The 19762-nt window shown below is 32.1% G+C and carries 20 protein-coding genes and 1 tRNA gene; 5 read left to right on the top strand and 16 right to left on the bottom strand.

All coding sequences use genetic code 11. From position 1 onward, the window contains the following. The first annotated feature begins 569 nt into the window (after window positions 1-569). Entirely contained in the window at window positions 570-2315 is a 1746-nt protein-coding gene (aspS, locus tag HNQ03_RS12540; RefSeq protein WP_173780029.1) for an aspartate--tRNA ligase, read from the top strand. Window positions 2316-2354: 39 nt separating this feature from the next. On the opposite strand, the gene HNQ03_RS12535 is transcribed toward aspS, so the two are convergent. Further along, the gene (locus HNQ03_RS12535; protein ID WP_173780028.1) at window positions 2355-2954 is read right to left on the bottom strand and encodes a hypothetical protein; all 600 of its coding nucleotides are present in this window, start codon (window positions 2952-2954) and stop codon (window positions 2355-2357) included. Between the two features lie 122 nt (window positions 2955-3076). Here HNQ03_RS12535 and recQ point away from each other — a divergent pair, with 122 nt between their 5' ends. Continuing rightward, the gene (recQ, locus tag HNQ03_RS12530; protein WP_173780027.1) at window positions 3077-5272 is read left to right on the top strand and encodes a DNA helicase RecQ; all 2196 of its coding nucleotides are present in this window, start codon (window positions 3077-3079) and stop codon (window positions 5270-5272) included. Between the two features lie 156 nt (window positions 5273-5428). Here recQ and HNQ03_RS12525 read toward each other — a convergent pair whose 3' ends face one another. The 4 genes from HNQ03_RS12525 to HNQ03_RS12510 all read right to left on the bottom strand — a co-directional run bounded on the left by HNQ03_RS12525 (window position 5429) and on the right by HNQ03_RS12510 (window position 8196). Further along, the gene (locus HNQ03_RS12525) at window positions 5429-6166 is read right to left on the bottom strand and encodes an SDR family NAD(P)-dependent oxidoreductase (RefSeq protein ID WP_226927512.1); all 738 of its coding nucleotides are present in this window, start codon (window positions 6164-6166) and stop codon (window positions 5429-5431) included. A gap of 196 nt (window positions 6167-6362) precedes the next feature. Next, window positions 6363-6686: a preprotein translocase subunit YajC gene (yajC, locus tag HNQ03_RS12520; RefSeq protein ID WP_173780026.1), complete on the bottom strand. Its 324-nt coding sequence runs from the start codon at window positions 6684-6686 to the stop codon at window positions 6363-6365. A gap of 12 nt (window positions 6687-6698) precedes the next feature. After that, window positions 6699-7247 (bottom strand): DUF1573 domain-containing protein, encoded by a 549-nt coding sequence (locus HNQ03_RS12515; protein ID WP_173780025.1) that lies wholly within the window; start codon window positions 7245-7247, stop codon window positions 6699-6701. Window positions 7248-7290: 43 nt separating this feature from the next. Then, window positions 7291-8196 (bottom strand): transcription antitermination protein NusB, encoded by a 906-nt coding sequence (locus tag HNQ03_RS12510; RefSeq protein ID WP_173780024.1) that lies wholly within the window; start codon window positions 8194-8196, stop codon window positions 7291-7293. A gap of 102 nt (window positions 8197-8298) precedes the next feature. Between HNQ03_RS12510 and HNQ03_RS12505 the strand changes: the two genes are divergently transcribed. The 3 genes from HNQ03_RS12505 to HNQ03_RS12495 all read left to right on the top strand — a co-directional run bounded on the left by HNQ03_RS12505 (window position 8299) and on the right by HNQ03_RS12495 (window position 11182). Next, window positions 8299-9960 carry an ABC transporter ATP-binding protein gene (locus HNQ03_RS12505; protein ID WP_173780023.1) on the top strand — a complete coding sequence of 554 codons (1662 nt, stop codon included), beginning with the start codon at window positions 8299-8301 and terminating at the stop codon, window positions 9958-9960. 110 nt (window positions 9961-10070) lie between these two features. Then, window positions 10071-10403, top strand: a complete 333-nt coding sequence (locus HNQ03_RS12500) for a DUF3276 family protein (RefSeq protein ID WP_173780022.1) — start codon at window positions 10071-10073, stop codon at window positions 10401-10403. Window positions 10404-10732: 329 nt separating this feature from the next. After that, the gene (locus tag HNQ03_RS12495) at window positions 10733-11182 is read left to right on the top strand and encodes a hypothetical protein (protein ID WP_173780021.1); all 450 of its coding nucleotides are present in this window, start codon (window positions 10733-10735) and stop codon (window positions 11180-11182) included. 141 nt (window positions 11183-11323) lie between these two features. Here HNQ03_RS12495 and HNQ03_RS12490 read toward each other — a convergent pair whose 3' ends face one another. From HNQ03_RS12490 to HNQ03_RS12440, 11 genes are all read right to left on the bottom strand, one after another. Continuing rightward, the gene (locus HNQ03_RS12490) at window positions 11324-12115 is read right to left on the bottom strand and encodes a GLPGLI family protein (RefSeq protein ID WP_173780020.1); all 792 of its coding nucleotides are present in this window, start codon (window positions 12113-12115) and stop codon (window positions 11324-11326) included. 13 nt (window positions 12116-12128) lie between these two features. Beyond that, window positions 12129-12437, bottom strand: coding sequence for a hypothetical protein (locus tag HNQ03_RS12485; RefSeq protein ID WP_173780019.1), 309 nt, complete (start codon window positions 12435-12437; stop codon window positions 12129-12131). Between the two features lie 411 nt (window positions 12438-12848). Next, window positions 12849-12922: transfer RNA gene (locus HNQ03_RS12480), tRNA-His, on the bottom strand. A gap of 36 nt (window positions 12923-12958) precedes the next feature. Beyond that, the gene (gene bshB1, locus HNQ03_RS12475; RefSeq protein ID WP_173780018.1) at window positions 12959-13678 is read right to left on the bottom strand and encodes a bacillithiol biosynthesis deacetylase BshB1; all 720 of its coding nucleotides are present in this window, start codon (window positions 13676-13678) and stop codon (window positions 12959-12961) included. A 67-nt stretch (window positions 13679-13745) separates the two neighbouring features. Beyond that, window positions 13746-15404, bottom strand: a complete 1659-nt coding sequence (locus HNQ03_RS12470) for a tetratricopeptide repeat protein (RefSeq protein WP_173780017.1) — start codon at window positions 15402-15404, stop codon at window positions 13746-13748. 87 nt (window positions 15405-15491) lie between these two features. Next, complete coding sequence (locus tag HNQ03_RS12465; protein WP_262888566.1) at window positions 15492-16265, bottom strand: PstS family phosphate ABC transporter substrate-binding protein; 774 nt, start codon at window positions 16263-16265, stop codon at window positions 15492-15494. A gap of 82 nt (window positions 16266-16347) precedes the next feature. After that, entirely contained in the window at window positions 16348-16545 is a 198-nt protein-coding gene (locus HNQ03_RS12460) for a C4-dicarboxylate ABC transporter (RefSeq protein ID WP_173780015.1), read from the bottom strand. Window positions 16546-16625: 80 nt separating this feature from the next. Further along, complete coding sequence (locus tag HNQ03_RS12455) at window positions 16626-17459, bottom strand: energy transducer TonB (protein ID WP_173780014.1); 834 nt, start codon at window positions 17457-17459, stop codon at window positions 16626-16628. A 23-nt stretch (window positions 17460-17482) separates the two neighbouring features. After that, entirely contained in the window at window positions 17483-18052 is a 570-nt protein-coding gene (locus HNQ03_RS12450) for an ExbD/TolR family protein (RefSeq protein WP_173780013.1), read from the bottom strand. 7 nt (window positions 18053-18059) lie between these two features. After that, a complete protein-coding gene (locus HNQ03_RS12445; RefSeq protein ID WP_173780012.1) occupies window positions 18060-18662 on the bottom strand; it encodes an ExbD/TolR family protein in 603 nt (200 codons plus the stop codon). Between the two features lie 77 nt (window positions 18663-18739). After that, on the bottom strand, window positions 18740-19606 hold the full coding sequence (locus HNQ03_RS12440) for a MotA/TolQ/ExbB proton channel family protein (protein WP_173780011.1): 867 nt from the start codon (window positions 19604-19606) through the stop codon (window positions 18740-18742). Window positions 19607-19762: the final 156 nt, after the last annotated feature.

Genomic DNA, 19762 nt, shown 5'->3' with positions numbered 1-19762 from the left:
TTTCTTTTTGCTTCCATTTTTTTCGATGTAAACTCATGACACAAATTTAAGGTTATTACTAATTTATGTGTCCAGGAATTAATCACGCTATTACCGTATTTGATAAAAATAATAAGTTTCCAGAAATTAAAATACCAGACATTATTATTGATTTTAAATCCGAAATGTGGGTAACTGAAAAATAAAATCTATTTATCACCCAGTTTTCAAGGTAAAAGAAATCTTGAAAAAATATTATCCATTAGAAATAATAGAAAAAAACAAAAATATGAGAGGCGTTTCAAGAATTATTCGTATTCAAGATTTAGAAATGTAAATATTTAATTTTTCTTACTATAATTGTAAAAATTATGTACTTCATATTGCCTTCAATATTAAATAATGCGGATATAAAATTAAAATTTTTGAAAAATAAACTTCCATAAAATTATTTTGAAATATAGAAATCTAAACCCTTTCAGACTTCGAACATCTGAAAGGGTTTTTCATATAAAACCATTATATTTGCAAGTATATAATTCGAGTTCAAAACATAGAACTTGAAACCCTAAACTTGAAACAAAATTTATATGTTCAGAAGCCATACCAACGGAGAATTGTCCCTCAAAAATTTAAACGAAACCGTCACCCTTTCTGGTTGGGTACAAACCATACGAGACAAAGGTTTTATGATCTGGATAGATCTGCGAGACAGATATGGCGTAACGCAATTGCTTTTGGACGAAGAGCGTTCTACCGAAGAATTGATGAAAGCTGCCAAAAATTTAGGCAGAGAATTCGTGATTCAAGTTGAAGGAAAAGTAATAGAAAGAACTTCAAAAAATCCTAAAATTCCAACAGGAGATATAGAAATTTTAGTAGAAACATTAACTATTTTAAATGAATCTCAACTTCCACCTTTCACCATAGAAGATGAAACCGATGGTGGCGAAGAATTGAGAATGAAATACAGATACTTGGACATCAGAAGAAATCCTGTGCGAGAAAAGTTGATTTTCAGAAGTAAAATTGCACAAAAAGTTCGGAATTATTTATCTGATCAAAATTTTATAGAAGTTGAAACGCCAGTTCTCATAAAATCTACACCAGAAGGTGCAAGAGATTTTGTGGTGCCAAGCAGAATGAACGAAGGGCAATTTTATGCGCTTCCACAATCGCCACAAACTTTTAAACAATTATTGATGATCGGCGGAATGGATCGCTATTTTCAAATTGTAAAATGTTTCCGTGATGAAGATTTGCGTGCAGATCGTCAACCAGAATTTACCCAAATAGATTGCGAATTGGCATTTGTAGAGCAAGAAGACGTTTTACAAATTTTTGAAGGTTTGGCTTCTCATCTAATTTCAGAAATTTCTGGAAAAGAAACAGGCAAATTTCCAAGAATAACGTATGAAGAAGCCATGCAAAAATATGGAAACGATAAGCCAGACATTCGTTTCGGGATGGAGTTTGTAGAATTGAACGAAGAAACAAAAGGTAAAGATTTCAAAATTTTTGATGAGGCAGAATTGGTTGTCGGAATAAATGTTGAAAATTGTGCAGAATATACCAGAAAGCAAATTGACGCTTTGGTAGATTTTGTGAAAAAACCACAAGTTGGTGCTTCTGGATTAATTTGGATTAAAAAACAAGCAGATGGAAGCGTAACATCTTCTGTAAATAAATTTTTCGATGAAGAATCATTAAGCAAAATTGCTGAAAAATTTAATGCAAAAGCAGGAGATTTAATGCTAATCATGAGCGGAACTGAAAATAAAGTTCGCGCACAACTTTCTGCATTGAGAATGGAATTAGGTAATCAATTGAATTTAAGAAATCCAAAAGATTTTGCACCACTTTGGGTTTTAGATTTTCCATTATTAGAATGGGACGAAGAAACCGAAAGATACCACGCAATGCATCATCCATTCACCGCACCAAAACCAGAAGACGAACATTTATTAACGGAAAATCCTGGAAAAGCAAGAGCAAATGCTTACGATTTAGTTTTAAATGGCAACGAAATTGGCGGTGGATCTGTAAGAATTTTTAATAAAGAAATGCAATCCAGAATGTTTGATTTACTCGGATTTTCTAAAGAAGATGCAGAAGCACAGTTTGGCTTTTTGATGAACGCTTTCAAATATGGAGCACCACCACACGCAGGAATTGCTTTAGGATTTGATCGATTGGTCGCGATTTTAGATGGCAACGAAACGATAAGAGATTACATCGCTTTTCCGAAAAATAATTCTGGACGTGATGTAATGATTGATGCGCCGAGCAAAATTTCTGATGAGCAGTTGGAGGAATTGAGTTTGAAATTGAATTAAAAAATATAAATTGGAAGCGGAGTATATTTCTTCGCTTTTTTATTTATGTGATTCTTTATAAAAATAATCATTTAATTTTGTTACCAGTTGGCTGATCTGATTCATAAAGAAATCATCGTATTTTTTATAAGAGTCTACATCAGCATTATCAAAAAAATCTGGATAGAATTTTTTCACCTCTTTCTGCATTGCTTCATCTACTGCATCAGCGAAAACAGCTCTTCGAGAATTGCTAAATGCCATATCAGGAATCAATTCTTGAATTTCGTTTAAAGATTCTTTAGCAGCTGCAGTAAATTTCAAATTTTCTGACCATTCTATGTGTTTTTGGATTTTTTCTTCAGAATATTCATTCATATATTTTTCTATAAAAAAATGGACTGGAAATTCTTCCGAATGTAAAATCTGAAGAATTTTAGAATCCATAAATCCGTAACTTCTAATTCCGCTACTTACTTTTGAGATATAATCTGCAGCATCGGGATTGTAATTTTGAAGAAATCTTCTAAAATGCGAAAAGTTAATCATCCAAGGAATTCTAACTTCATTTCCAGCATCATTTTGTAAAAAAACATGGAATTGAACAATATCTTCACCAAATTCCTCTAAATTACTATACTCTTCTATTCTCTTGATCATATATCTTGCGTTTAAAGTAAGTGTTGAATATATTTCTGTCTTTGATTAACAAATTTATAAAAAATATGAGGGAATATATTTGTTAGATTTAACTATTTTTACCCTACACAAATTTTTGAGCAATGGAAAAATCTTTAGAAATCTTAAAAAAATATTTTGGATATAATCGTTTTCGGCTCACGCAAGCAAATGCAGTAGAAAATGTAATTGCAAAAAAAGATACCTTTGTTTTGATGCCAACTGGCGGCGGAAAATCTTTGTGCTACCAAGTTCCGGCTTTGGTTTTGGAGGGAACAGCAATCGTGATTTCGCCATTAATAGCGTTGATGAAAGATCAAGTTGATGCTTTGCGCGCGAATGGAATTTCTGCTGCATTTCTCAATTCTTCCATGAATCCTAATGAGCAAAATGAAACTTTTCGACAATTAAAAGATGGTAAACTTAAACTTCTATATGTTGCGCCAGAAAAATTAAGTGCAGATAATGGTCACTTTTTAAATCTGTTGAAAGACATCAATATTTCCCTTTTTGCAGTTGATGAAGCGCATTGTGTTTCGCATTGGGGACATGATTTTCGTCCGGATTATTTGTTTTTAAATGGGATTAAAGAGCAATTTCCACAAACGCCAATTATTGCACTTACAGCAAGTGCAGATGAAATTACGCGGCAAGATATTATTAAACAACTGAATCTTCAAGATCCAACCGTTTTAATTTCGTCTTTCAATAGAGCAAATATTAAATATTTTGTTCAGCCGAAACAATCGGTAAGCAATCATATCATTCAGTATTTAAATGAACATCCAAATGATTCTGGGATTATCTATTGTCTTTCAAGAAAAGGTACGGAAGAATTAGCGAATTACCTGAAGGAAAACGGGATAAATGCTGCCTATTATCACGCTGGAATTCCTTCGGTGGAACGAGCGAAAGTTCAGGATGATTTCATTAAAGATAAAATTCGCGTAATGATTGCGACCATTGCATTTGGAATGGGAATAGACAAAAGCAATGTGCGATTTGTAATTCATGCAGATTTGCCCAAAAATATTGAAAGTTATTACCAAGAAACCGGAAGAGCAGGAAGAGATGGTTTGCCAAGTGAAGCGATTTTATTTTATTCTAATGCCGATGTGATGAAGTTGAAAAACTTTGCAATGTCTGAAAACGAAGAACAATCTAGTTTGATGCTGCGGAAATTGCAACAAATGACAGACTTTGCCGAGATGCACAAATGCAGACGACAATATTTAATGGAATATTTCGGAGAATCTCACCCTGGAAATTGTAATTCTTGCGATTATTGTTTGAGCGAATTTGAAAATTGGGATGCGACCATTGATGCACAAAAATTATTGAGTGCTATTTTCCGATTGAAAGAAAGGTTTGGAAAAAATTTAATCATTGATTTTCTTCGAGGTTCGAAAAGTGTAAAAATAAAAGATTACATGAAAGATATGCCGACTTATGGAATTGGAGCCAATTCTGATAAAAAATATTGGCAAAATTTAATTCGGCAATTGATCATTAATGATTTTTTAAAAGATTCTAATGATGAATATCCTGTTTTAAAATTAACGGAATCCAGCAAAGAAATTTTATTTAATAGTAGAAAAGTTAATCTGCAAAAAGTAAAAGATTTAGTAAAAGCAGTAACTGTAGAAGATATAGAAACCACCTATGAAACCAATGAAATAGATGCAAATCTAGACTTATTTGATGAATTGAGAATGGTACGCAGACAAAAAGCGGAACAAGAAAATGTGCCGCCTTATGTAATTTTATCTGATGCAAGTTTGATGGAACTGGCAAGTTATCTACCAAATTCTAAAGAAGAACTTGCGCAGATTAGCGGTTTTGGCGCTTTTAAAATAGAAAAATATGGAGAATTATTTTTAAATGTAATTCAAGATCATTGTACAATTCATGAATTAAACAGCAAAATTTCCGAAAAAGCTCCGAAAAAAATTCGTGCGCCAAAAGAAGGAAATAAAAATATTAGCGGTACTTACACCACGACTTTCCAAATGTACAAAGATGGAAATAACATCGAAGAAATCGCTAAAATCAGGAATTTATCCATTAATACTATTCAAAATCACTTTGCTAATTTCGTAATTGCGGGAGCAATAAAACCGAGTGAATTGATGGATGTAGAAAAAATAGACCCCATAATTTCTATTGCAAAAACCCAAACTATTCAATCTTTAAAAGCGATAAAAGAAGAACTAGGCGAAGATTTTTCTTATTTTGAAATTAATATTGCGGTTGCATTTTATAAATCGCTAGAAATGGAAAATAACGGAAATGAAAGCTAATGATTTTCTTTGCAGACAGAAAAAGATTGGATTTTTTCTAATTCCATAAACAATTATACCAAGCAGTCGCTTTGTCATTGCGTGGGAATCTAGCGTAATTTTATACTGCTAGATGCTTTCAGCATGACAAACTGTACTTCTAATTACTGAATTTTGCTACGGCAATTTAGCCACCAAACTCTCCGGCAGAATCTTCAAAATATAATAAATTAATTTCCATTTAAAATTAGGAACTATAGAGAAAGAATTTCCCGCATTTACGATGTGTTTCGCAACGTAATTCGGCTCCATCAAAAGGTTTTTGTTCAGTTCTAAACCTTCATTAATTTTGGTATTGATGTAGCCACTCACCAAAACATTCACCACAATTTTTCTTGAAGCTAATTCTTGTCGAAGTCCTGCAAGATATTGCGTAAAAGCAGATTTTGTGCTTCCATAAATGAAATTGCTCTTTCTACCACGAACACCAGAAAGGGAAGACAACCCGATAATTCTTTCTAAATTTTTGTTGAATTTGTCCATCGCAATAATGTTTAGAATAGAAACTGCGCCAGAATAATTGACTTTCATCATTTCAAAAGTTCCTTCAAAATCTTGCAAGGCTTGTTGATTTTCCACCAAAAGTCCCGCAGCGTAAATCACGATGTGAGGTTTTGAGGGAAGTTCATCATAGAAATTTTGATGCGAAGAAAAATCTGTAGCGTCAAAATGATGAAGGGAAATTTTGGTAGAATCTATCTTATTTTCATTAATAAAATCTTCTAGACTTTTCAAATTTCTGGATGATGCAATTACGGAAAATCCCTTTTCTACATATTGCAAAATGCATTGTTTTGCCACATCAGAATTGGCTCCGAGAATAAGGACTATTTTAGAATTATTGCTTATCATCATTAATTTTTTTTTAATAAACCATCAAGACATTAATTTTCATTAAGAATTTTGCTAAAATTTATCAAAGATAAATTTTAATGACCTTAATTTCTTAACAAAAAACTTAATGGTAAAAAATACAAGTTTAAATAAGAAGATGGTAGAAAAAAAATTCCATCAAAAAATTTGATGGAATTAAATTGGATCGAATTAACGATTATTTCTTTTCAGGTTCAGTTTCTGGGAATCTTTGTGCTGTAAATTCTCTAGAAATTGCTGCTTTTTCAAACTTTAATTTACCAGAAAGTGTTTCTATCACTATTCCATCTTCTTGTACTTGTGCTATTCTGCCATGCAAACCAGAAGTTAGAACTACTCTACTTCCTACTTTCAAATCTTCTTGAAATTTTTTCTCTTTCTTTGCCTTCGTCATTTGTGGACGAATCATCAAGAAATAAAATCCCACGAACATTGCGCCCATCATCATTAGCATTGTAGTAGAACTACCTTCTTGCCCCACTTGTAAAAAAATTGTCATCATATTTTCTAAAAATTATTTTACCACGTTTGCGGAGAACGTTAGCTTTATTGGCATATTTTCTACGTTTGCGTATACATCTGCATATTTATTCACTGCTCCGTCAAAACTAGAAGAATCAAATTTTAAATTCACGAAACCTTTTTTACCAGGAAGAATAGGAGTTTTTGTATAATCTGGAACTGTACAACCACAACCAGGCTTCACTTCGGAGATAATTAAAGGATTTTTTCCTGTGTTTGTAAATTCATATTTATGATCTACAACTTGTCCTTTTTTAACGTCTTTAAAATCAAAGTTACTTTGAGACAACACCAAAGTAGTAACAGGATTTTTCTTTGCTGCTTCCATTGCTGCTGCTTCTGGATTAGCTTCTGCTGGAGCAGGAGGAGGTGGAGGTGGCAAATTTGGATCCATTGTTTGAGGTTCCATACTTGCATCTGGACTTGCAGTTGTAGCCATTGTAGAATCTACTACAGTATCTGCTTGTATTGTGCTAACTTCTTTTTTACAAGCAACCAAACTGATAGCTGCTAATCCTAAAATAAATGTTATCTTTTTCATGTTTGAATATTTATATTATTTAGTTGAAATTTAATTAGTATTTCTAAATTCTATTTATTTCTTTGGTATATTTATCTAAAATACCATTCACAAATACATTAGATTTCTCGGTAGAAAACACCTTAGAAATTTCTATATATTCGTTTAAAAGTACTTTTGTGGGCGTCAATGGAAAATAATCTAATTCTGTGATTGCAGCGATGATGATGATTTTATCCATCAATGAAATACGATCCAATTCCCAATTGATAAGCTTATCCTTTAATTTTCCTTCTGTTTCATCCCAGTGTTTTACGCTTTCATTCAAAAGTTTTTTTGCAAAATCTCTATCTTCGTCGTCTTTTATGGTTTTAATTAAAGTATGGCTTTCTTCATCTTCTTTCAAAAATCCTATTGTTTTTTGAAACATAGAATTAGCTATATGAAAATCCGAAGCCCAACTTAATTCTTTCTCTTCCAAATGCGCATGAAAATCTTCATTTTCTGCAATATATCTTAAAAAAAGTTTGCCAATAAATTTTTGATCTTCTAGATAAGAACTTGTTTCCAAATTCATAAAATCTTGGTAGCGTTTACCTTTTTTAATTTTTTGAAAGGTAGAAACCAAAAGATGCTCTTGCAAATCCCATTGCAAATCCTTGTGTTTACCCGTGAAAACAATGCGCTCCGCATTCGCTTCCAACTGCAATAATACTTTGTTATCTACAAATTTTCTATTGGGAGCATCTTCATTATCATCTTTGATGTATTTTGCTTTTCCAATTTCCATTTGCTTTTCCGCAACCTCTTTTAAGGACAATAAAAAATTTAGTTGATATATGTAAAGATGATAAATTTTATCGATCTCTCTTAGCATATTTCTTTCTAAAAAGTCATATTCCAACGGATTTTGTATGTTTCCGTACAAGCTTTCTATTACCTTCTCTCGTATTTGTCTTCTTCCTAGCATTTATATGAACTTTTGTGAGTGCAAAGATAGCAATTTTTTAATATTTCTAAAGGATTATAGAATGTTGCTTCAATAGTAAATCGTATTTTTGCAAAAGATATTATGAACGCATTAAAAACCCTAAACCCATATTTCTACAAGCACAAAATTCTACTTCTTTGGGGATTTCTGTTTATCATTTGTAGCAATTTTTTTAATATTTACAAAGTTCAGTTTGTGGGAAAATCTGTAGACGAAATTTCTAAAAAAGGACAAGCAGGTTTCAACCAAGATGTTTTGATTTACGTAGGAATTATCGTAGGAAGTTCCCTTTTGACAGGATTTTTCACCTTTATGATGCGCCAAACCATCATCGTTGCATCCAGAAGAATTGAATATCAACTGAAAAATAAAATTTACAGACATTACCAAGAAATGTCTCTCACAGATTACAAAACTACTAGAATTGGAGATTTGATGAATAGACTATCCGAAGATGTAGTTGCCGTGAGAATGTATCTTGGACCAGGCGTTATGTATATTGCAAATCTCATTATACTATTGGTAATAACAAGTATTTACATGCTAAATACGGATGTAGAAATGACGCTTTGGTCTTTGCTGCCATTGCCAATTTTATCTTTCCTGATATATAAGGTAAGCTCCATCATCAACAAAAAATCTAAAATTAAACAGAAAAGCCAATCTGATATTTCAACTTTTGTACAAGACAGCTTTTCCGGAATTCGAGTGGTGAAATATTTTGCCAAAGAAAAATATATAGAGAAAAGCTACGGAGAAAAAGTAATAGATTATCAAGATAAATCTTTAGATCTTGCAAAAACAGAAGCTTATTTCTTCACCATTATTTTATTCGTAATTGGGCTTTTAAATGTTGCAATCCTCTTCATTGGTGGAGAAAAATATATGGCGAAAGAAATTTCTGTAGGCAAAATTGCAGATTTCTTTTTGTACATCAATATTCTCATTTTCCCATTTTCTATGGTTGGTTGGGTAACTTCTATTAACCAAAGAGCAGAAGCTTCTATGTCTAGAATTAATGAATTTTTAGACAAAAAATCCAACATCATCAATAGAAACAATAGAGATTACGAGATAAAAGGCGATATAGAATTTCAAAATGTTTCTTATACCTACCCAAATACAGGAATTCAAGCTTTAAAAAATGTAAATTTCAAATTAAAAGCGGGGAATTCTCTAGCAATAATGGGTAAAACTGGGAGCGGAAAATCGACCATTGCATTGTTGCTTTGCAGATTGATAGATCCAACGGAAGGCAAAATTTTAATTGACGGGAAAGATTTACGTGAACACAACATCAATGTTTATAGAAAATACATCGGTTATATACCACAAGAAAGCTATCTTTTTTCAGATACTATTGCAACCAACATTGGTTTTGGAGTAGACGATGCTACGCCAGAATTGATAGAAGAATTTGCAAAAAAAGCAGATATTCACAAGAATATTTTAGGCTTCAAAGAAAAATACGAAACCATGGTGGGAGAACGTGGCGTAATGCTTTCTGGCGGACAAAAACAAAGGATTTGCATTGCAAGAGCACTCATAAAAAAGCCAGAAATTCTCATTTTTGACGATTCTCTTTCTGCTTTAGATACAGAAACGGAAGAAAATATTTTGGAAAACATAGAAAAAGATCTCAAAAACTGTACTTCCATCATCATTACGCACAGAGAAAGCAGCGCGAAGAATGCAGACAATATTTTGAACCTCAGTAGTTTGGACAATAGTGTTGTTGCATGATTTTGGCTCTAGTTTACAAATTTAAAATAATTCTCGAAAAATTTTTCTTAGGTAAAAGATTTCCATTATATTTGTTTGAGAAGATAATATTATCCAATTAATTTTTACGAATGAGTGATTTTAGAGAAAGACAAGAAGAAATTTTCACAAAAGTTTTGAAAGCTGGTAGAAGAACCTATTTTTTTGATGTACGTGAAACAAAAGCAGGAGATTACTATCTCACGATTACAGAAAGCAAAAAAATATTCCACGAAGATAGAGATCCAAGTTTTGAAAAGCACAAAATTTATCTTTATAAAGAAGATTTTGAAGATTTTAAACAAAATTTTGAGGAAGCCACAGATTTCATCATCAACGAAAAAGGCGAAGATGTAATATCAGACAGGCACGACAAAGACTTCAAAGGCAGAAACTTCACGATAGATTCTGAAGACGAAATATAAAAAAACGAAAAGCATTTAATTTAATTAGATGCTTTTTTTTGGCGGACAATTCTTGCTATCCGTTATATCTTTTTTGTCTGAAAAATTTTAGCAAGTTGAAAACGACGGCAAACAAAAAAGGATGCCACTTCTATCAAGGCCGCGGATTTTTGTAAGTTGAAAATTTGTATTTTTGATTGAGAAATTTTAATCAGAACCTATGCCTACTTGTTTATTATGTCCGATTTTATAAATGATAAGATATTAAGTTCAAAATGGATAGTAACTATACAATATTAATTATATTTTCTTCTGTACTATTTATTTCAGTTTTGTATTCATATATAAAAATGAACATCGACTTATATCATTCAAAAAGAAAGTATTCAAAAAATTTTAAAGACGAATTTGATTATGATAAAAATGTCGATTTCTATTATCATAATCTTATAAATTCATTAATTCTTTTCACATATACCAGCGAAGAATTGCAACAACTAGAACCAATTCTGATTGATCCAATTTCTGAATTGTATGAAGAAATTGATTATGCCTTCATCCCTAACCTATTCGAATCTGTTTTTCGGAATGGATTAATTGAGCAAAAAAATAAAAATTCACTAATAAATTTCAAAACAAAAATTGATGAAATCCCAAATGAATATTGGAATTATAAATCAATGGACACAATTCCTATTTGGAAAGAAATAAATTTAGAGGCCAATAATTTATTAAACAATATCAATTGTAAGCAAAGAATTTATGAGGATAAATACGTTTATTTTAATACTGCAAAATAATTAAATAAACATTTACATTTCTAAAGCAATTTAACAAAAAAAAACGCTTAAATAAATCTATGCGTTAAATTCAAAATCTTCTACAAATTAAAATTTGTAGAAGATATATCAATTTCAATAGAATTAAATACTCTTTAAATATTAATCTATATAATTATTAAATGCTCTTGCATTCGTATTCACATTTTCCACATATTTTTGCGGTGTTTTAATTCCTGTAACTGTACTAAGAATACCAGACGGATCATTTAAGAAAGTTTGCCTCGCATTAAAAAATGCTTGATAAGTTGTTGCAGCTACATTTTTCATTAAAATCATTGGTTTCTGAATATTCTTAAATCCTACCATTGTAAAATTTATAAAATCACTTTTATCATAAACTTCTAATATTAAACCCGGCAACCCTTTGAAAACATATGGACCATCTGGAATTGGAATAGTATCTGTATACCAAGCAATATAAGTACGACCTTTATACTTTCCTACTGCTTTTTTACATTGATAAGAGGAGATTTTTTTTGTTTCATTTTTCAATTCCCATACGATCTTATTTTCCAGAGGAAAAGAAAATTTCGTTTTTAATAGTTCTTTGTAGATAATTTGATTTCCATTATCAGAAAATACTTCAGATCTAAATATTGGTGTAGGAATACTACTGACATCTATAATTACTTTTCCATCCACTATATTACTAAAGCTTTTTACTCGTACAACTTCAGTGATAGAGTCTTCTGCATATTTAACAGAACTTCTAAACAAGGATTTTTGACCATTTAAGAGTAAAAATAAATCTTCCTCCGCAACTGCTCCATTTGCTAACGTATCCCCAACTTGTTTTAAACGATAAGTAACTTGGATTTGAGAATTTTGTTTATCTGTCTGCCCAAAAATATTTATAGAATACAATATGAAAATGAAATATAATAAACGCATAAGAATTAATTAACTAATTTGAGAGTGTATTATTCTGTCTTCCATAAAACCCTGGACAATAATAATTAACAAGACCTCTTGCATTATCAATGTGACACCTTTGTGCATCTTCGTAAGTGGGACTACTTGTACCTTCTCCCCAGCAAATAGTATCACTCAAAACTTCATTGGTACATGGAATAAGTATGCCTACAGATAAACATTCTGCTGTAATTTTTGGATTAGAGATTTTTACTACTTCATTTGATGTAGGATTTTCTAAACCTTTAGCTTGCGCTGAACTAATAGCTATAAAAGCAACTGCAAATGAAAACTTTTTCATTTTGTTTAATTTTAATATTTCTAAATTATTTTTCGTTGTAAATTGTGCACATCTAATCAACGATACAAAGCAAAAAAAAAAAAAACCAATTACGCAATAGTTTTTTTATTATTTTAAAAATAAAAAAAATTATGTTGCAAGTTTTTATTGAATTAATACCTATTATATCTACCCTTTATAAATATAATATTTTCAAAAGAAAGAAAGAAAAATTAAAATGAAAATGTTTCAGCATATCTTAAAAAACTAAACATGTAGACATAGTGAAGATTTTTAGATTTAGAATAAATTTAAATGAAAATATAGATGCATCTTGAAATTTTTAATTTCAAATTTTTTTTATTATTGGAAAATGTATTAAATGAGGAATTCAAAAAAAAAACGCATAGAAATAAATCTATGCGTTAAATGGGTGACTGACCGGGTTCGAACCGGCGACCTTCGGTACCACAAACCGACATTCTAACCAGCTGAACTACAATCACCGTTTTGTGGGTGCAAATATAGTAAATTTCTAAATGCTACAAAAGAATTCTATCAAAATTTTTCAAAGCAATTAACTTTTCTGTCGTAAAGCCTTCTGCAAAGGCTACACCAGACAATCTTCCCAGGTTTTGTGCTCTGTATGTTAAGCTTTCTTGGAAATCTTTAGTAGCAATTGGCGTCATTGGTTCTTTGCTATTTTCATCGTAAAATTGCGTTTTGTATGCCAAACAAGCTTCTAGTTTTTGCTCCATAAACTCGGATATATCAATCACAAAATCTGGCACAATTTCTTTCCACTGTATATAATTAAAAATATATTTTGGTCTCCAAATTTCTTGCAAATTTCCTTGAAACGTCGTTTCTATTTTTCGCAATCCTGACAAAAAACAAGCATCTGAAACTAGTTTACTAGCTTTTGCATGATCTGGATGGCGATCATCAATTGCATTGGCCAAAACAATTTCTGGTTGGTACTTTCTAATGATTTGAACTATTTTTAGTTGATACTCCTTGGTATTTTCTAAAAAACCGTCTGGTAAATCTAAATTTTCCCTTGCAGAGATGCCTAAAATCCTCCCTCCTTCTTCTGCCTCTTGCATTCTACTCTGTGCTGTGCCACGCGTTCCTAATTCGCCTCTTGTAAGGTCTAGTACTGCAACATTTTTACCTTCCGAAATTAATTTTGCAATGGTGCCACCACAACCTAGTTCTATATCGTCTGGATGTGCACCTATAGCTAATATATCTACTTTCATAAATTTTGTATTAAAATCAAAAAAAAACCTCAATTTTTCAATTGAGATTTTTTTATAATTGATATTTTTATTTTGCCATTAAAGCAGTGTTCAAAGTAACTGCTGGTTCATACGTTGGATTTAAGTTTACAGCTTGTTGAGCGTAGTCTTTTGCTGTAGCTAAATCTTTGTCTTGCTTGAAAAATGCTACTAAATAGTATGCATAAGAAAGTGCTTCTTTGCTCTTCATCTGTTCTGGTACTGGTTGCGCTCTTACCATATCTATATATTTTTGGTAAGATGCTTCTGCCATATCATTATTTTGTAATAATTGATAAGCAGCGCCCTTTGCGTAGTAAGAATAAGTGTAATCTGGTGCAACTGCAATCATCTTGTCCCACGCGATTATTGCGCCATCATAATTTTCTGCCTGAGTGTACGCTGTACCCAATGCTACGATAGATTCTACATCTTTAGGATTTGCAGCAATTTTTTTCTTCAAAGCCTCTATTTCTGGGGTAGTTGCACCTGCATTTGCAGCAGCCATATCTGCACCACCACCTTTAATTTTAGCCAATTCCATATCCCAATCCATTGTTTCATCTTTTGCAGCTTTTGCAATGGCAACTTTTTGCATTGCATCATTCATCAACAAAGTTTTCTTGCTTTCATCTGTCTCATTCTTAGCAAGACCTGCAGAGATTAGTCCCATCAAACCTTGATCTCCAGCAGAAAAAGTACTTTTATCTGCTTGAGACATAAATGTATTCAAACTTGCCAATGCTTCTGGATACATTCCATCTGCATATTGCAAAAATGATTTTAATTTATACTTAATAGGATCATCAACTTTATCAAATACCTTATCCAATGTTACCTTAGAGTTAGCATAATCATCATTAATAAAGAACAATTTTGCAATTTCTAATTGTGTATATGGATCTTCATCGGCATTTTTGGCATAATTAATAAGATTTTGCGTAGCCTCACCATTATTCTGATATTTTATGTTATAAGCTGCTAAAGCTTTATAAGCTGGCGCATAAGTAGCATCTGACAAAACTGCTTTATCCAAGCTTTCTTTCGCTTTTTGCCATTGTTGTGCAGCCATCCAAAGTGTTCCGATTCTTGTAAAAACAGAAGCTTTGTTTTTTGCACTAGGCAATGCTTTATCATAAGCAGTCATTGCAGAACCTGCAACTTGCGGGCTATTCGTCAATTTCAATCTATAAGCATCTCCCAAAGTATAATAATAGTTGGTCGGTACTTCTTTTCTTTCTCTTTCAATCGCTTTATCCAAATATTCTATTGCTAAATCTGGATTAGATGCTTTTTCAAATAAAGTTAAAGCTTCTGCTGCTCTATAAAGTATTTCAGAATCTTTTTCTCTAGAATCTTTCACCGCACTTTGAATTTCTGCAATTCCAGATTTGTCTCCTCTTCCTAATTTAATAGATGCCAAACCAATTTTATTCAAATTGCTTCTTTTATCAGCTGCCAAACCTTTGTCAAAATACTCTTTCGCTTTCGCAAAATTCGGTTGAAACTGTGTTAAATAAACATTTCCGTTGTAGAAATAGTTTTCCGCACTTGCATCTTTGCTAAGCATTTGCTCAAAATTTTGCTTTGCTTGTGCATATTTATGGCTATCAATATTATTGATTCCTTGTTGAACAGATTGTGCCAATGCAAAATTTGCAACTAAACCGAAAGCTACTCCGTAAGCTATTTTTCTTGATAATATCATGATGTTTTTTTTATTTTAAATTTCTAATTCGTGTTATACTACGCAATTTTTAGACCAAAAAAATTTAAGAATGTACAGTATTCATTTTCAATACATTTGCACTTCTCTGCTGTAGAGGTTAAATTTTTGCAAACCTTCTTTTGCTACAACTATTTGCCCTAGTTGCGTGCAAGAATATCTAATAAAACCATTTGCCATCCCAAAAGTACCGTCGCTGGTCAGAAAATAAAGTACTCTTGTAAAAGGATAGGTCATATTTCGAAGGTTTTCTGCATTTGGTTCATAAGTTTTTCCATTTTTTTCAATTGCAAGCACTTTAACTTTTGCTCGCAAAGCTTCCGCCTCTTTAGAATATGGTCTGCTGAAAGTATTAAGGGAAACTACTCCTATTTTGTCTTGATATTTGGATAATTGCTCTACTACATTTTGATTACCACTGATGATGGAATAATTTAATGAAGAAGGTAGTTTACCAAATTTTTGAGCCACAAAATTTAAATTGCTAGAATTTGTTCCATCAAAAATTAACTTTTTATCCTCAGACAAAAGCTCTTTTTGAATATCCTCATAGGAAATAGAATTTAATGAAGATTCTTTTGGTACAACAAATAAAACTGCATCTGCGGCAAATTTAGCTGGTTGAAAAGGTAGATCTATTTGCTTTTCGTATTCTGCTATTTCCTTAGCAGATAAATCTCTAGACATTACTATAATGTTTGATTTTTTATTCAACAGATTTAGAAATGCAATATCTTCCTTTGTGTTTTTCACCTCAATTTTTGCGTCTGGATAAGCAATCATATAACCTTCTGCCAAAGCAGTAGTGACGCTTTGAAAAGAATCATCTGCTGATATTGTCATCGTACCTTTAAAGTAGGATTCTGGCGGTTTTTCTTTTTTCGTACAATTCAATATAATTATACATAGTAATAATAATAATCCACTACTCTTCATCAGTATCTTGTTTTACTTTATACATCGCTCTTATTATACGGAATAATCCATATGCAATCAATAATGCTCCCAATGCATAAGATGTAAAATCTTCCAATGGATTGAAAAACCATTTCTTCCAAATCACAAATACACCCAAAACCATATAAAAAAATCCGATTACTGCGGACAACCATTTAAAAGCCATTTTACAAAAATAAGATTATTTTTTAAAACAAAAGAGAAGCAATTGCTTCTCTTTTTATAATATTTCGTTAAAATTTGATATTAGAATTGCATCGCTATCGGCATTCTAAATCTATATCTTACGTTTTGTCCGTTAATTTTTGCTGGTGTCCATTTGTTTTTAATAGATTTCACAGTTCTTTCTGCTTCCTGATTAAAATACTTGTTGTTTCCTGAAGCTTTCACATCACTGATTTGACCGTCTCTTTCAACGACAAATGTAACTTCTGCTCTCATTGTTCCTTCTTCACCATCCATTTCACCTTGATCAAAAGTAGTTTCAACTTTACTTCTAAAGGCTTTAATACCTCCTGGAAATTCTGCTAATTGCTCTACTTCACTGTAAACTTTTTTATCGTCCAACTGTGGTTTAACTGCAACCGAAACTGCTTTACCTGTAGAAGGTGGCGGTGGTGGTGGAGTATAAACTGGAGTTCTAACGCCTTCAACGTTTTCTGTACCAGTAGTAGTTTTCAACTGCTCCGAAATTGGCGGAGGTGGAGTTTCTACTTTTGGTGCCTTCACAGGTTCTGGAACAACATTTTGAATCACTTCTTGTACTTCCTCTTTTGGTGGTGGAGGTGGTGGAGGTGGTTCGTCTTCTTTTGGTTGCTCAATAACTACATCATCTGGTAGAATTTCTATCAAATTTGCGTTGACCTCTGTAGCATCTTTCGCATTCATTTGATTTATTTTCATAATTACAAATGGTGTAATTGCGAAAAATAAAAAGAGTATTGTTCCAAGAATGAAGGATTTCGTTAGAACTGAACGGTATCTAGATCTTAGATCATAGGCACCATACGTTCTATTTCTATTTTCAAAAACGATTTCGTCCAAAGTTGGAGAGCCATCGTATGATTTTTCGTCTGCCATTATTCTTTCTTTTAAAAATTAATTTAATTAGTAGGAGCTGCTGGTGTTCCAGAACTGCCTACTTTTCTATCATAAATTGCTTGCTCCCACGGCTTAAGATCGGTAATACCATACCTTTCATTTTTAGTAATAGCCATCTCGTCTAGCATATCTACGAAATTCTTATATACTGCATCGTCCGTCGGCTTAATAATAACTGTAAAAATGTCTTTATTTATCGCTCTGGCTTTTGCTTGCTGAATTATTTTAGTAATTCCTTCTCTATCAAAACTAGTTTCTTGCAAAGTTTGATCGTTCAAACCTGCTTCATCTAATTGATGATAGAAAATTTTATTGTCTTTACCTATAATTAATGAAATAGAATTAGATAAATCAATTTCTGTAGGTGCTGGTGGTGGTCTTGTTGGGTCCGGCTTCGCTGGTAATCCTAAATCCATTACGTTAGGTTTGTTAAAAGTGGTCACTAACATAAAGAATGTGATCAAAAGAAATGCCAAATCTACCATAGGAGTTAAATCTACGTGAGGCACTTGCTTTTTCGAGCGTACCTTTCCGCCTTTCCCGCTGCTGTCTTTTACTTGTACTTCTGCCATTTCTTATTTATTGTGCCTGTTCCTGACTTGTTATTAACCAGAATTTATAGAATTCAATATCTCTTAAACCTTCAAATAAAGATTTTACTTTTGGATATTTGGTACCAACATCACCTTTAATAGCTAATTTGTACTCTGGGTTTACTGCTAAACTTTGCTGTACCCAATCTATCAATTCTTTTTTTGTACTATCCATTGGAATTCCGTTCGGGCTTTTATAAGCTTTACGGTCTTCATCTGAAAGATCTAAAAATCCTTTTAATTGATTCATAGGAACACCAATTGCTTGAGCGTTAGAGAAAGCTACTTTTTCTTTGTTGGAAAAAGTCATATTATACTTCGCTCCCATTTTTTCTAAAAGCTCAATTCTCTCCGTTCCGTTTTCAACAGGTGTAAAATAAAATTTTCCATCTGTTGTACTCAATATTGTCATTAAACTAGCGTCTGGAAGCAATTTTTCAGATATAGAAGATGGCGTTGTAATTGTCTCTACATCAGGTTTTGCAAACTGAGCGGTGAGAATAAAGAATGTAAGGAGTAGAAAAGAAACGTCGGTCATGGCCGTCATATCTACCCTTATATTATGTCTTTTTGGTTTGACTCTCGCCATTGTAAATTATTTTTTATTAAACTTCATTTTTTGAAATACATCCTATTAGAATGATTTCCAATCTGATAAGAGAATTCTTAGTGGAATTCTGCAAAAGACTGCTGAATAGACATTGCTATCTCATCAATTTTGAACGTAAGTCCATCAATCTTAGAAGTAAAGAAGTTATAAAGAATAATTGCAACTGCAGATGTACCAATACCTAAAGCAGTGTTAATCAATGCTTCAGAAATACCAATTGAAAGTGCTGCAGAATCTGGAGTTCCTCCACCTGCTCCTAATGCACTAAATGCCTTGATCATCCCGATTACAGTTCCTAATAATGCTACCAATGTTGCAACAGTACCAAGCGTTGAAAGAATCATCATATTTTTCTCTAGCATTGGCATTTCCAATGTTGTAGCTTCTTCGATAGCTTTGTTAAGAGCAACCATTTTTTGTTCTTTGTTCAATGTAGTATCATGAGCTAGAGCTTTGTAAGTTGTTAAACCTTCTCTAACTACGTTTCCTACAGAACCTTCTTGTCTGTCACATTCTTCGATTGCTTCTTCAATTTTATTTTGATTAAGTAATTTTCTGATGTTTAAAACAAAAGCATCTACATTTCCTTTTCCAGAAGCTTTTCCTAAAGCTAATGCTCTTTCAATAGAGAATACGATTACAATAATCATAAAAGAAATAAGGATAGGTACAATTGGACCACCCATGTAAATAATTCCCATAAACCCATCTCCTGGATGCAATTCTTTGGCTTCTAAATCTGAAAATGCCACAGACATAAGACCATCCAATCTTGGATCTGCCTTAAAATTTCCTGGATTACCCAAGATAAAGATGTAAATGGCAACACCTACCAATATAAGGATAGGAATAATTAATGCAGGATTTAATCCTCCTACGTTTTTAGCAACTACTTGCTCTTTGTTTGAAACATTCATTTCCATATTAAACTAAATTATAATTGTTATTATGTTGTTGTTATAGATGCGTAAAATAAAGACATTTTTTTTTATAATGCAAGCATTTAAACTAAAGTTCATATAAAATTTATGATGAAAGTCATAATTACTTTTGCGATATTTTTAAAAATAGGCTTAATA

It is taken from the genome of Frigoriflavimonas asaccharolytica (assembly GCF_013294015.1).
GTDB lineage: Bacteria > Bacteroidota > Bacteroidia > Flavobacteriales > Weeksellaceae > Frigoriflavimonas > Frigoriflavimonas asaccharolytica.
The sequence above is the reverse complement of the archived record's forward strand: the minus strand, read 5'-3'. Positions and strand labels throughout refer to the sequence as shown.